This window comes from Streptomyces sp. NPDC058796 (assembly GCF_042745235.1).
In the GTDB taxonomy this organism is placed as follows: domain Bacteria; phylum Actinomycetota; class Actinomycetes; order Streptomycetales; family Streptomycetaceae; genus Streptomyces.
Genome location: NZ_JBHYOP010000003.1, coordinates 510,354 through 523,877, shown reverse-complemented (window position 1 = coordinate 523,877; position 13,524 = coordinate 510,354). Strand labels below are relative to the sequence as shown.

Below are 13,524 nucleotides of genomic sequence, written 5' to 3'. Positions count from 1 at the left end.
ATACGGGCCTCACTCCGAGGTGCGGGCGGAGTGGACGGCGTCGCGGGCGGGAAACACGGATGACCTCCAGAGAGTCGGTACGGCCCGCTTCTCCGACGGGCCGCGCCGACTCTGTAGGAGCGGGGGGTTAGACGCGCAACCCCCTAAGTTCTGCGTCATTTGCCGTCTCTGTCCGAGGTGTCGAGGTTCACGAGGGCACGTCGTCCTCGCCGAGGGCCACGGCCTGTCCGTCGCTGAGTTCGCCTACTCCGTCACCAGCGATTCCTGGCGGCCGTGCCTGAGCGTGCGTCTGGCCGGCATCCGGCCGACGCATACTCCGACGGTCCTGATCACACGCGGACAGCTGCCCGCACAGCTGATAAAGATCATTAATATGCCGCAAGGTGAGTGAGAAAAGGCATTTCGGCTGCTGGTAGCCCTGCTTGGAGTGACCGACAAGCGCCGCCGGGAGCGGTTCTGCGCCGCCGGGCGCCCCCATGACTGGCACCGACCAGTCCGGAATCAGCCCGGTGCATTCGGGCTGAACCGCAGGGCGTCGAGCCCTAGACTTCGCCAGGGAACGCCGACGACGTCCGGCCGTTGCGCGCGCCCGCGGGGAGGAGATCGCATGCAGGACCCTTCGGACTCGACGGAGAGAGCCGAGCCTGAGGAGAACGGCCGGAGCAATACCGCCGACTCACCTGTTGTGGACGATCCGACGTCCGACTCGGACATCGACTCGACGACGGCATCGACGGTCCTGGTGGAGGTACTCCCAGGGGTGGCTCTCGTCGCCGGTGAGGTCCCGCCGGAGCTCAAGCCCGATCTGATCGACTTCGGGATCGTGCCGGCTGCCGACCGTAAGCAGATCTCAGCGATCCTCGCCTCGATCGGGAACGCGACGACCGTGGCCGGCAATCTCGGAAACGCGTTCGCCGGCGTGCAGGGGCTCTACAGGATCAGCGACGCGACACAGGCCCTGCTGAGGAGCGGCGCGACGCTCGCCGTCAAGGACGGCGCGAACCTCGGAACAGTGATGGTTCCTGGCCGCTTCATCGCTCAGGCCCGCTTCATCCCCGTGACCGCGGTGAGCAAGGCGCAGACCGCGGCCTCGATCGGGCCGGCACTGGCCATGGTCGCCCTTCAGATGACGCTGAGCGAGGTCACGGGCCTCGTCAGGACCAACCTCGCGCTGACAAGCCAGGTCCTCACCACCATCCGCAAGGATCAGTGGGCCGAACTGACGGGGCTCGTCGCCGCCATCGATCGCGCGGTCGACCAGGCGCGAGAGATCGAATCCGTCCCGACGTCCCTGTGGGAGGACGTCGCGGGCAGTGGAGCGCTGCTGCAGAAACAGCTTGAGCTCTACCAAGGGAACGTCCGCGACCACGTCAGGCAGATCGGTCGGTCCGACGCACGCAGCCACCGTGAGTATCTGCAAACGAACGCCGAGGCGATCGTCTTCGACGCCTACGCCCTCCTGTCCTCCGTCAAGGCATGGACCGGGTATCACGCGCTCCGCGCCGCAAGGGCGAGAGCCGCCGGCCGCGAAGACGCCGCCGAGGCGCAGTACGCCGAGGTCATCGCGCGCGACACCCGCGCGGAGTTCGACTCCGCTCTCGCCGAGACGACGAGCCTCGTCGACGCGCTGACGCGGGAGCTGCGGATCATCGCCGAGCTCCCCGGACCCGACGCATGGCCGCTGCCGGGGAAGCGGAAGGACATGAAGGCAGCCCGCGAAGCCTCCGCCCGTCTTCTAAAGGCGATCGAGCCTCTTGCCGATGCTCTCCATCCGCCGGCCCCTCCGCTCGAGGCGCCGGGCGTCGTCTGCGTACCCGAATCGCTGGATCTCGAGCCGTACCTTCGCATCCTGCGATGGCTCCTCGAGGACGGTGAGACCCTGCGTGCCCTCGGCTTCCCCGACCAGCTCGATGCCCTCGGTCCGATTTCTGCGATCGTCGGCGGAGCGAAGGAGAAGTTGGCGGCAGCGAGGGACAGGGCCGCGGCAAAGACACTGGTCGCCGTCACGGATCGCCGCATCATCACGGCCAAGACAAATGCCTTCCTCGAGCAAGCCGAGATCCGTCAGGATATTTCGATCGACCAGGTGCGATACGTTCGAGCAGCGACCGCACAGGACAGAGGCGGGCGCTTGGCGATCGACCTCATCACGCGCGACGAGAACATCCGGTGGCTCTTCCCCGCTGACATCGGCAACGCTCAAGTGGACGGGCTCGCCGCCGTGCTTGCCGAGTCGATGACGATCCCGGACGGTGAACGCGATGCGCTTCAACGGCGGCGTCACGCCCCCATCGAAGCGGGCGGTGAGGGCGAGAGTACTGGCACGAGGTCTACCGAACCGACTGGATCCGAGTTCGCGACCTGCGATGCCGATTAGGCCCCGAGCCGATTGACCAGTTCGTGGCCGGGACCGATACCGGGTCGACTCCGGCACCGAGTGAGGACGGGTACGAGACCAGTGGAAGAACAGCGCTGCGAGGAGTGCGGCAGCAGGGTCGTCATCGGGCTGGGATGCGAGTGCCGGCCGGGTTCGTCCGCGTCGGCACCCCCGCGTCAGGTAAGTACGTTCGTGAGGCAGGAGTGGCGTTCCCACCCGGAGGACACGATCCTGATCTCCCCGGCGCAGTACGCGCACAGGCCCGGCTGGTGCGACCACATGACCGAGGACGACGTAAGACCGCCGGGCTGGGGATGGATCCCGAATCCGCCACCCGGGCTCTGGGACCGGTTGAGCACCACGTTTCCCGCGACCGCCACGGCGGGCAATCCCGGGCGGCAGGCCGTGCGGCGGTGCACCACCTGCCTGGCGAACCTCTCTCGGGGCTGACCACACACTGCGGGTGCCGCTCCGCCCTCACCCCGACGGTGCGGCCGCCCATCCCGGCGGCCACACCCGTCCCCGCCTCAGTAGGTGATGACGAGCCGTACGGAAGGACGGTCGATCACGGCTCCTTCGGTGAGGTCGCTGTCCGGTGTGTCCGCGGGGTAGGCGGTGAGCACGGGTTCGGCGGTGCGGGCCGGGCTCCAGGCGTGGATCTGCGTGCAGAGCCGCTCGGCGAGATCGGTGCCGGCCGGGCCGTAGCCGACGGCTCCCAGGCGGAACCGGGTTTCGCCGTCCGGGTTTTCGGTGGTCCGTTCCAGGGTGAGGTACGCGATGGAGTCGCCCTCGACGAGGGCGGGGCTGAGGGCGGGTGAGGCGGGGCGGTGAAGACCGGCCTCCATCGCCGCGGGGTTCACGGTGATGCGACAGGTCGGCCGCTCGGTGGCGCTCAGGCGCAGCCAGACGCCGTCGAACGACTCGACGGGGCCGACCGTCGCATCGGTCCAGACGACCGATTTCGATCGGCTGAGGCTGTCCCGCAGGAGTTCCGGGGCGATGTCCTGGTCCTGGTCCTGGTCCCAGTAGAGCCTGACGAGTCGGTTGTCGTCGATGTAGTTGTTTCGCTCTCCGTCCTGGCCGATCACCGGGAGGAAGCCACACATCTTCACGGAGTCGGACCGCATCCGCGTATCCTCGCGGCGGAAGGCCACGGACCTGGACAGTCCGCGCCATCGCAGCGGGACCACGAGGCGTCCGCCGACGGCGAGTTGGTCCCACCAGGTACCGGGGAGGTCCCACATGCCGACGGCGGCGATCACGCGGTCGTAGGGGCTGGACTCCGGGGCGCCGAGGGCGCCGTCCCTCGTGACCACGCGTACGTCCCCGTATCCGTTCGCGTCCAGCATCCGGCGGGCGTAGGCGGTCACGTCGGGGTCGATGTCGCAGGTGGTGACATGTCCCGACGGCCCGGTGAGGTACTTGAGCAGGGCGGCGTTGTAGCCGGTGCCCGCCCCGATCTCGAAGACGTTGTCACCTTCACAAACCGCGAGCTGGACCAGCATGAAGTGCACGACGTCGGGCTGGGAGGCGCAGCTCAGCGGGAGTGCGTCGACGTCGGGGTTCTCCTTGATCGTCACACTCTTGTTGGCGTACGCCTCCTCGAGGGGCACGTCGGGGAGGAAGGTGTGGCGCGGTACGGTCCGCATGGCGGTGTCGACGCGTGCGTCGCGGACGCCGATCGTGTCCTCCTTCACGATGGCGTCGACCAGGCGGTTGCGCAGGTCCTCGGGGGATGCGCCGGTGGTGGTGTTCATCGCGTCCTTCCGGAAGGTGCCCGGCCGTGCGTGCGGCAGGGGTAGATCGTACTCATGTGTTCTGGTATGCGGTGGGTTCGCGGGTGTCACCCCGTCAGGAGCAGGCAGCGGTCCCAGGGGGTGGTGATCGCCGTGTCGGCCGGGTCGGTGAGGCGGGTCAGGTGGATGCCTGCCGTGCCTTCCATCAGACCGGCGTCGTGCGGCAGTCCGCGCTGGGCCAAGTGGTCGTCGAGCCGGGCGGTCAGGTGGGGAATCCGTGACGCGAGTTCGTCGTCGACGGCGTCGGCTGCGGCACGGAAGACGGTCTGTGTGAGGCCCGCCCAGCCGTGGCAGAGGGATGCGTCGGTGAGCTGGGCGAGCTGCGCGTCGTCGGTCACGCAGCCGACCAGGGCGTGTTCGGCCTGGCGTTGCCGGTCGTGGTCGCCGAGGGCGAGGCCGGCGAGTTGTTGGGCGCGGGCGATGCCGGGGATGCCGTAGCACCAGGACGGGCGTGTCGGGCCTGGGTGTCGGAGCTCGCCGCAGCTGTGTTCGGCTCGCGTGATCAGGTCCGGCCACCAGGCACACGGGCCGGAGCCGGTGCGCCAGCGGTCGAACCAGTCACAGATCCGGATGACCGCTTCCGACTGTCCTGACACCGCATGGCCGTGGCGCAGTGCCGTGGCCAGCAGCGCCAGCGGTCCGGCGATGCCGTGGGCCAGGCCGAGATTGCCGTGTCCGCCGGGCCATCGCGGCGACGGCCGCAGCTCGGGGCTGTCGCCTGTCCACCAGCCGGGCAGGGGGTGCGCGTCGGTGGTGATCGGTTCGGTCAGCCGCACCAGGTAGGCGAGAACGTCCTGAAGTTCTGCCTTGTGGCCGCGGTGCAGGTGGTAGGCGCCCAGTCCGGTCAGTCCGCTGATGAGGTCGTACTCGCCCAGGGTGGGCAGCGTGCCCCGGTCGATGCGGGCGTGTGCCCGCCTGAGACGGTGGCGGGTGACGTCGGCGAGGTGGGTGTCCAGGGTCGCCAGGGCGCGGGTGGCGGTGCTCGTGTGCGTGAAGCTGAGGACGTACGCGACTGCCGGGGCACCCTCGTAGAGGCCGCACGCTTCGGGAGCGGCCTGGATCGGGCCCTTGACCATGGCGGCGGCCCAGGGGCGGAGCGCGTCCCTGTCGTCGTCCTCGCCAGTGTGGGCCCGGACGGCGTGCAGCAGGGCGACTCCCGCCGCGCCGAAGTACAGCGACTGACCCCATCCGGGCCTGGTGGCTGTGGGCGGCGTGTCGTGGTTCATCAGTGGCTCTCCCCCGGCCAGGCGGCCCATGCGATGGCGGACTGACGGGCCAGGCGGCGGCAGATCGCCTCCTCCTCCCGGTCCGGACCGCGCAGGCGGTTGTGGTGCATGTGCAGCAGGGACTCCAGAACGGAGTCGAGGTCCATGCCGGCCGCGAGGCTCTCGCGGTACAGCGCCAGGGCGGCGGCGCGGTGGTGCCAGGCGTGGGCGAGCGTTTCGCCCCAGCCGCGGGCCCGGGGCGTGGTGCGGCGAACGAGTTCGATGGCCTGGTCGCTGACGCCTCGCTCGACGCGAGCGGTTGGAGCGGGTCGGTCGGCCAGCCACCGCATGCCCTTTTCGGGGCCCAGCAGGCCGCAGACGATGTCCACCATGCCGACCGCTGCCAGCGCGCTCCCGCCGATGCCGCCGGCTCCCCGGCCTTGGAGGGCTGCGAGGGCGTAGGCCGAGTCGGCCGTGAACACGGCCTCGGCCCTGCGCATGGCGGCGCCGGGGCCGTAGCGGCCGGTCTCCGGGGTGTACGTGTCGAACACGAGCCTGCTGCTGAGCCCGTCGCGGCGCAGTTCGGCGGCCCAGCCGGCGACCAGTTCGGTGTAGGCGGCGTACTGCCCGGGGCTGCGGGTGCGGATACGCAGGCGCAGGTGATCGAAGTCGTGCGGGGTGCGGTACCGGACGAACCACCACTCGGGTGTGCCCGGGAGCCTGGCGGCAAGCCGTGTGAGGTGGGTGCCGATCAGTTCCTTGAACTGGTCGGGGTGGGTGTAGATCTTCGCGTTGAGCCAGGGTGCCCGCACCGCTCCGGGTACGGTTCCGAGGGTGCCGTTGGTCAGCGTGGGGAGGAAGCCGGAGAGCGGGTCGGGGGTCGGCGGGCGGGTGCTGGTCATCGGCAGGGCGATCTCGTGGACGTGGCCGCCGGTCCAGCCATAGCTCTCCTCGGGCGGCGCCTCGGTGAGCACGGCCTGGCCTTCCCGATCCAGGTGGGCGCGCAGGACCGCGGTGTGTGCCGGTACGTCGAGTTGGAGCCGCCGTGTCCGGTCGTCCTCCCTCAGCTCGACGGCGCCGTGGCAGTGCCACCGCTTCCGCCACCGACCGAGGGCGTCCGTCCACTCCTGCGTGTCCGCGCCGTGGCCTGGAAGCGCGTCGGCGGTCAGGTTCCAGCGGCTGGGAGAGAGGATCACGCGCCCGTGACGGACGCGGGGCAGGAACGGCAGCCGTGCGCCGTGTGGCCCCCAGTCGAAGCCGGTCCAGGCGGGGCCGAAGGCGCGGGTCAGGTGCGCCAGGAACCGGGCCAGGGGCGGGGGTTGCTTGTCCAGGGCCACGGCGTGGAAGACCTGCGGGTCCACCACGCGGCGGCGGGAGATGCTGACGAGGTACAGGCGGCTGTGCGTCGCGGTGACCGCGAGGTCGTCGACGTCGACGAGTGTCGGCGCGGTGTCGTCGGGGCCGCGGTGCTCGCCCAACGGGATCACGTGCGGGAGATACGCGGGGACGCGGGCGACGTTCTCGGTGTGCGGGTACAGCGGCGGGAAGGACAGCTGCGCGGTCAGTGCGTTCTCGACGCCCGCCGGGACCTGGCGGTAGACCTCGTCGAGCCCCGTTCCAGTGGCGACCGGGGTGAACCGCGACGTGAGCGTTCCCGCGGCGCGGGCCGGTGTGACGGTGAGCGTGAAGTCCCCGCACTCCAGAGCGGCCAGACTGTCGGCGTGCAGGCGCGCGCACATCTCCACGTGGGGCGGTGCCTCCCCTCCGGTCGGCTCCCCGCCGGCCACGTGGTCGATCAGGTCGCCGGTGAGGACGATCTCCCTGCTCCCGTCGGCCAGCGCCCGCCAGGCCAGCGCCAGCAGCCGCTCGTCACGCTCGGAGACCTCCGGGGGCGGCGCGGTCATACGGCTGCCGGGATACTCGGCCGGGTAGCCGAGCCCGGACGCCGGGTCGACGACCTCCTTCACCGGCACCAGCGTTCCGGTGCCGTACCGCTCCCAGAACGCGACCTGGTACTCCTTCCACACGCCCTGACCCGACGGCCGACGCGTGAGCCGCAGCAAGGCGTCGGCAGCCTTCTCCATCTCGAACGCGACGCTCTCGGGGATCCGCACCTCGGCGTCCAGGCTCAGGTCGACGGCCAGGGGGCTCCGGCCCGCGTCGGAGAGCCGACGCAGCCGACCGGTGAGTTCCTCCCGAACCCGCCCCTGCCCGTTCGCAGGGCACCGGTTGTGCTTGTGCACGGCACGTCGCACCGATTCCAGTTCGCGTAGAACCCGCGCGGCCTCCGGCACCGCGCTCGCGTCCGCGTCGTACAGCCTCTCGACCAGGTGGGACAGCGGGTCGGTTTCGGTCATCGGTGCACGCAGGCTGGTGACCAGGAACTTCTCGCGCACCAGCGAGCCGAGCAGCCTGCTGACGTTCTGCGGCTCGGTCCGGGGAAAGGAGGCCGTCAGCTGCTCGGCGAGGGCGGCGAAGCGCACCGGCCCGCGTGCCAGGTTCTCGATCATGCGGACCGCACCAGTGCGCCGGACAGTGGCTCCCATCGGTCCGCCATGCGGGACGTGCAGGCGCTCGCCGCGGCGCGCCGCGAGATTGCTGAGGACCACGTCCAGGCGCTCCAGCAGCGCAGGACACGCCTCCAGCCGGGCGATGACGTCGTCCAGCCACTCGGTGTCCACCCGCGCCACGGCCCGGTGCTCCTCGCCCCACCTCATGTACGGCACGGAACCCACGCTGACCGGGGCCACCCCCGCGAACAGACCGAACGGCGTCGGCCGCCCGGTCGCGCGCAGCACATAGCGCACGGTGGCCATGGCGACGCGCCGGACCTGCTTGGGGCGGACCGGCTGCCCGGTGCAGATCACGTCGACCCGCGTGGCGAGATCGCCGCTCGCCTGCCGAACGGCGTCGGTGAACCGCGCGTCGGTCCACACCTGCCGTAGCCATCTGCCGCACGCGTCCGTGTCGGACGGATCGGGCCACCATCCCGGCAGACCCGTCAACGGCATCGCGGCGGCACGGAGCAGGGCCGTGCCCGTGTGCCGGTAGTACTTTTCGTGGCTTCCCACCCAGTGCCTCCGCCATCAGTGCTGTGAACGGGCGGGGTCGGGGGCGGCAGCGCCCCCGACCCCGTGCACGAGCCTGCCGTCAGACGGCGCTCGTGCAGGACGAGGCACAGGTCGACTTGCATCCGTCACCGGTGCCGCACGCCTTGGGAAGCAGGTCGGCGTCGACCTCCGTGACAATGGTCAGGTCGACGTCGAACGGGTCCGCGGACACGTCGGGGACGACCGTCGCGACGGACGCCTCGGTGGTGGTCGGCGGGATCGGGGTGAGCATGGTCGCGGTCATCGCGCTTCCTCTCCTGTCGGAAGGTGCCGAACGGTTCGTCGTGCTGCCCGGCTCGTGCGCGGCACCGCCGCGCGGCCGGGGTCGTGCGTTCGCACCCTGCGGTGCGGCCCCTCTCCGGCTGATCGGATTCCGTGGGGGAGATGGATTCGGAGCATCCGGAGAGGGGGGCCTGGAACGCGGGCCAGTGCTACCGGAACTGGCCCGCGTAGAACGTGGTCAACGTGGTGCCGGTCACCAGGACGGGCAGAAACAGCACCTGGAAAGCGCCGAACCCGAACCGACGGGCGTACGCCACCGGATGCCGCAGCACCCATCCGACCTGGTCCAGCAGCTGCCGGAGCGACCGTTGCCGCGCGGTGGTCATCACGCCGCCGGCCTCCGTAAGGCCATGGAGCCGGCAGCGTCGACGACCGCCCACGGCGTCGTGGTCAGCGCACCGGTCCGGGCCTGCCAGGCGGCGAGGTTCGTCCGGTCCTCCTCCCGGTGGGCCGGCATCACGAGCAGCGGGGTGACGATCCCGCACGTCCTGTGTGGTGCGGCCTGCCTTGCACTGCTGCTCATTCCGCGTTACCTCCAGCCGGGTGGGCCGAGACGCCAGCGACCGGCGCCTCGACGTAGAGCCTCGCCGGGGGCGTTCGGCGGCGGTACGCCGTCAGCACGCCGTTCGTCCGCCGTCCGACGGCGCGCGGAAAGGCGGAGGTGCGGCGTACCGCCGCGGCTCATGCATGGCGAGGCTGATCCGTCCAGTGCCTACCGGAAACGAGATGCGGCGATGGACGCGGTGGGCGAAGAGAATCTCTGCAGGCAGACACCACTACGGCGTCACTGGGTGAAGCTGGCCGACTGCGCCGAGCCTTCAAGCCTCGCGCGCAGGCGTGTTCGCGAGGCCCTCGACGGACTTGCCCTGCCGGAGCGGGTCGACGACGCCGTTCTGGTCGTCTCGGAGCTCGTGGGCAACGCGGTCAGGCACACGGCCGGCGGACCGGACTGCATGTGCGTGGAGGTCTACCGGAACGTGGCGGCGCTACGGGTCCATGACGCGGGACGGGATGTCTCCAGGGTCCGGGCACGGTCCGCGGAGGTGTCATCGGGTGAGTTGACGGGCAGCGGTCTTGGTCTGCTGCTCGTCGGGGAGTTGGCCTCTGGGTGGTCGGTCCGTCCGACCGCTGTCGGCAAGGAGGTGGTCGTGGCTCTTGCCCTGGGCGCCGGTGGGCTACCCGAGCGGGACGTCGTTGCGCACATCCCAGCGGTACATCCGCCCCTCACGCCGGAGCTCCACCAACTGGAAGGCGGGCACGAGAAGTTCGACGGCCGCGAGCGCGCGAAGCCGTGAGACCGCTGCGACAACGGGTGCGGCGGGGCGCTGACGGTTGTTGTAGGCCAGGCTCAGGTGCGGTCGGAAGGCGGACGTCGGCTTCTTCGGAGCCAGACCGACGCTGCTCCCCGCCTTGGCCAGCGCGTGGTGCAGCCGCAGCAGGGGCTCCCAGGGGCCGAGGGACAGACGGACGGCACCGCGGGATCCGGCCAGCGGCATGGCGCGCAGGGAGAAGGCCGAGGGCAGCAGTGCCCTGACGTCCCGCGCCAAGCCGTCCAGCCGTCCGGACGTGGCGGAGTCCGGGTTTCCCACGCGGGCGAGGGTGATGTGCAGTCCGTCCGTCGGTACCGGGTCGAGGCCGAGGGGCGCCAGCTCCTCTTGGCAGTGCCCGGCGAGAGCCTGGAGCCGCTGGTGGTCCGGGAAGGTCAGCATCCAGTAGTACGCCCGACTGCCGTCCGCCCAACCGGGGCGTGCCCAGTGGTCGGTCATCTCGTCGAGTGCGCTGAACGCCGCCCAGTCGTGGGCCGCGGTAGCCGCCGGATCGTGCGTGTCGGCGGGGGGCTCGGCGGGGAACGCGGCGGGATCGGCGCTGAGCAGGGGCACCCGTCGGACTCCTTCGGCTTTACACTGCCCCGGAGCACGACGACATCGACAGCGCCTACGACGCGGATGACGCCATGGCCAGGACGGCTGGCTGCGAGCTCCAGGTCCGGAACTCCTCGCCATAATCGCGTACCGCCGAGTGATCACGCCACGGCCCGGCCTGCTCGTGCAGGTCACGGGAGCGTTGGTAGACGGAGCTGATCGGTGTGTCTCCGCACAATCGCAGGGCCTCACGGCCCAGTGCCATCGCGTGGTCGATGTCGGGCGTGCGCTGCTGCAGCAGCGCGGTGGCGACGTCGAGGCGTACGAGCGAACGGCTCCAGGAGGAGGCCGAGTGCTCCACCAGATCGTCGATGTGCTCGGCGTCGCGCAGTACCTGCGCCGTGTTGCGCAGCGCCACGTGTGACGTGACGGCGTTGGCCAGCGTCCGGGCCCGTCCGTACGGCTCGAAGGAGATGCAGGAGGTCAGCCCGACGGGTACCTCGTGGAGGTCGGAGAGGCGGAGTGCCTGTCCGGTGGCCTGCTCGACGGCACGTCGGTCGCCGGCCTTGCCGAGGGCCCGGGCCCGGCCGTTGGCGAGCAGGCGGATGGACTGGGCGTGGCGCGGGGCTCGCTCGACGGCCGCGGCCGCGCAGGCGTCCGCCTCGTCGTACCGGCCGGCGTAGTAGAGGCTGAAGGAGAGGGTGCCGCACGCCCAGAGGTCGGTGTCCAGGTCGCCGATCTCACGGCTGAGACCCCGGGCTTCGGTGCAGTACGCCTCCGAGAGCGCGAAGTCGCCCGTGTTCACCGCCATGTAGCCGAGCAGGCCGGAGGCGCGGGCGGCGAGGCGGAAAAGCTCCCGGCGCGCGCGTGGGGGCTGGCGGCCGTCGAGGAGAGTGTGGGCGAGCTGCCGTACCTGGCGGGCCTGGGGGCGGAGGACGTACGGCCCGTCCTGTTCGTACCGGCTGGCGACGCCCTGCAAAGAGGAGTCGAGGAAGGCGAGCGTCGCGTCGTCGGCGTTGCTGGCCATGAGCTGCCGGGCCCGGGTGACGATGTCCAGTGGGTTCTCGTCGTCCTCGCGTGGCGGAGGGGCACTCGTCGCCTGCCGGCGCGTGCTCGACTCATCGTCGTGGTCGTGCGCGAAGTCGCCGTCGTACGCCGTGGAGAACAGTTCGGACACTGGTCTGCCCAGCATGTGCTCCAGCACCCGGCAGGCGTCAGGGCGGGGCAGAGTCAATAGCTCCCCGCCGTACCAGCGGTCGAACTGGCGGGAAGAGACCTGGAGGGACGCCAGGCGAGGGTCACGGTCAAGTTCTGCCAGCCGTGCGGCGGCCCGCTCGTACTGGGCAGCGAAAGCCTCGTGCGTTGTCAGGTGCCGTTGCTGGAGCAGCTGCCGGAGCAACGTTGTCCGTGGCATGGCCCACCCTCCTGGTGCGGCGTGCGGGACCGACGCGGAGGCGCGTGCCGGTAGCGGGGTCGTGGCGATGCGTCGCCCATCGGTCGGCTGCGGCGCACGCCCGTACGAACGCGCGCCGTGACTCCTGACAGCATGCCGACGCAACCATCAACTAGGCAATATGTCTTGAAACGTTGACCCATATGGGTTGTAGAGGCGTCGCTGGTACGGAGAGACTTCCGGCATGGCCTTGAAGAGAAGCCTGGTCCCGCAGTCCGTGTACCGGCGACAGCTCGCGGCACGACTGAAGGAGCTGCGCGACGCGACCGGACTCACCCTCACCGAGGTCGCCGATCGGCTGGAGGTCAACCAGGGGTCACTGAGCCGGATCGAGAACGGCGAACGCGGCACGACACCGGTCCTCGTTCGGGCCCTGCTGGACCTGTACGGCGTCGACGACGAGCACCGGCGGGCCGACGTGCTCGACCTCGTACGGGCGGACAAGGAGCAGCAGAAGCCCTGGTGGCGGAAGTACTCGACGGTGCTCACCCCGACCCGCTACGACGGCTACCTCGCGCTGGAGGCCGGCGCGACGCATCTCGCCAGCTACCAGCCGATGCTCGTGCCGGGACTGCTCCAGACTGAAGACTACGCCCGCGCCGTGATCTCTCAAATGCGGAAAGATCTGTCCCCGCCGCAGATCGAATCATTGGTCAGGGTCCGCATGGAGCGGCAGAACAGCCGCCTGGGCGGTGAGGCCCCCGCCCGGCTCTGGGCGATCCTCGACGAAGCCGTGCTGCGCAGGACGGTCGGGTCCGTCGACGTGATGCGCGACCAGATGCGGAAGCTGGTGGAGGCGAGCGAGCAGCCGAACGTCACCGTGCAGCTGCTGCCGTTCTCGCTCGGGGCGCATCCCGGGCTGTACGGTCCGTTCGTCATCCTGACCTTCCCGCGCCCCACGCCGGACCTCGTGTGGTTGGAGAACCCCAAGAACTCCGTGTATCTCGAGGCCCCAGAGGACGTGGACAACTACACGAACATCTCTGACGAGTTGAGAGGAAGCGCACTCGACCCGTCAGAGACTCGCACCTACATTGCACGCATCAGCAAGGAGCTCGAAGAGTGAGCACGCCCGACATGGTCGCCCCGCACGATGTCACGACAGCTCCGCACGATGTCGATTTCGCGCACGCGTGGTGGCGGAAGAGTTCGTACAGCGGGGGTGCGAACGACTGTGTGGAAGTTGCCATACTGGTCGACCGCGCCGCAGTCCGCGATTCCAAGGACATCAGCCGGGGGCCGTTGTTCTTCTCGAAAGCGGCGATGCGCGCGCTGATCAGCGGGATCACCCGCAGGTCAATCAGCGAGCGTTGGGGTTGAGCGTGGCGCTGTTGGAAGCCGGGTAGCCCTTTCCTGAGGGTGCGCGCGCTGAGTCGCCAGCGGCCACATTGTAGACCCTCGTCGTGGCTGCGACGGGATGCCCACTTCGAGGAGTTCTC

General features: G+C 70.1%; 12 protein-coding genes and 1 pseudogene. 5 read left to right on the top strand and 8 right to left on the bottom strand.

Translation table 11 applies throughout. The annotated features are described in order from the left end of the window. Positions 1–19 precede the first annotated feature (19 nt). Both ACFW47_RS11115 and ACFW47_RS11110 read left to right on the top strand, forming a co-directional pair. A pseudogene (locus ACFW47_RS11115) lies at positions 20–478 on the top strand (DUF5958 family protein); the annotation flags it as partial. A gap of 129 nt (positions 479–607) precedes the next feature. Then, entirely contained in the window at positions 608–2,377 is a 1,770-nt protein-coding gene (locus ACFW47_RS11110; RefSeq protein WP_386305668.1) for a hypothetical protein, read from the top strand. Positions 2,378–2,904: 527 nt separating this feature from the next. Here ACFW47_RS11110 and fxlM read toward each other — a convergent pair. The 6 genes from fxlM to ACFW47_RS11080 form a co-directional block, all read right to left on the bottom strand. Then, positions 2,905–4,134: a methyltransferase, FxLD system gene (fxlM, locus tag ACFW47_RS11105; protein WP_386305569.1), complete on the bottom strand. Its 1,230-nt coding sequence runs from the start codon at positions 4,132–4,134 to the stop codon at positions 2,905–2,907. An 86-nt stretch (positions 4,135–4,220) separates the two neighbouring features. Beyond that, positions 4,221–5,399, bottom strand: coding sequence for a lanthionine synthetase C family protein (locus tag ACFW47_RS11100; protein WP_386305567.1), 1,179 nt, complete (start codon positions 5,397–5,399; stop codon positions 4,221–4,223). Continuing rightward, positions 5,399–8,449, bottom strand: a complete 3,051-nt coding sequence (locus tag ACFW47_RS11095; protein WP_386305565.1) for a lantibiotic dehydratase — start codon at positions 8,447–8,449, stop codon at positions 5,399–5,401. The genes ACFW47_RS11100 and ACFW47_RS11095 overlap by 1 nt, the downstream gene beginning before the upstream one ends. A 79-nt stretch (positions 8,450–8,528) precedes the next feature. Then, the gene (locus ACFW47_RS11090; protein ID WP_386305564.1) at positions 8,529–8,732 is read right to left on the bottom strand and encodes an FxLD family lanthipeptide; all 204 of its coding nucleotides are present in this window, start codon (positions 8,730–8,732) and stop codon (positions 8,529–8,531) included. A gap of 187 nt (positions 8,733–8,919) precedes the next feature. Then, positions 8,920–9,099 carry a hypothetical protein gene (locus ACFW47_RS11085; RefSeq protein ID WP_386305678.1) on the bottom strand — a complete coding sequence of 60 codons (180 nt, stop codon included), beginning with the start codon at positions 9,097–9,099 and terminating at the stop codon, positions 8,920–8,922. Next, on the bottom strand, positions 9,096–9,293 hold the full coding sequence (locus tag ACFW47_RS11080; protein ID WP_386305562.1) for a hypothetical protein: 198 nt from the start codon (positions 9,291–9,293) through the stop codon (positions 9,096–9,098). The genes ACFW47_RS11085 and ACFW47_RS11080 overlap by 4 nt, the downstream gene beginning before the upstream one ends. 160 nt (positions 9,294–9,453) lie before the next feature. Between ACFW47_RS11080 and ACFW47_RS11075 the strand changes: the two genes are divergently transcribed. Continuing rightward, the gene (locus tag ACFW47_RS11075) at positions 9,454–10,065 is read left to right on the top strand and encodes an ATP-binding protein (protein ID WP_386305561.1); all 612 of its coding nucleotides are present in this window, start codon (positions 9,454–9,456) and stop codon (positions 10,063–10,065) included. Here ACFW47_RS11075 and ACFW47_RS11070 read toward each other — a convergent pair. Together ACFW47_RS11070 and ACFW47_RS11065 are read right to left on the bottom strand one after the other, a co-directional pair. Further along, positions 9,946–10,650 carry a 2'-5' RNA ligase family protein gene (locus ACFW47_RS11070; RefSeq protein WP_386305559.1) on the bottom strand — a complete coding sequence of 235 codons (705 nt, stop codon included), beginning with the start codon at positions 10,648–10,650 and terminating at the stop codon, positions 9,946–9,948. The two genes, ACFW47_RS11075 and ACFW47_RS11070, sit on opposite strands and share 120 nt — an antisense overlap. Positions 10,651–10,705: 55 nt before the next feature. Next, positions 10,706–12,046, bottom strand: coding sequence for a hypothetical protein (locus ACFW47_RS11065; RefSeq protein ID WP_386305558.1), 1,341 nt, complete (start codon positions 12,044–12,046; stop codon positions 10,706–10,708). 223 nt (positions 12,047–12,269) lie between these two features. On the opposite strand from ACFW47_RS11065, the gene ACFW47_RS11060 reads away from it, so the two are divergent. Next, the gene (locus tag ACFW47_RS11060; protein WP_386305556.1) at positions 12,270–13,151 is read left to right on the top strand and encodes a helix-turn-helix domain-containing protein; all 882 of its coding nucleotides are present in this window, start codon (positions 12,270–12,272) and stop codon (positions 13,149–13,151) included. After that, positions 13,148–13,405, top strand: a complete 258-nt coding sequence (locus ACFW47_RS11055) for a DUF397 domain-containing protein (protein ID WP_386305555.1) — start codon at positions 13,148–13,150, stop codon at positions 13,403–13,405. The genes ACFW47_RS11060 and ACFW47_RS11055 overlap by 4 nt, the downstream gene beginning before the upstream one ends. The last annotated feature ends 119 nt before the right edge of the window (positions 13,406–13,524 follow it).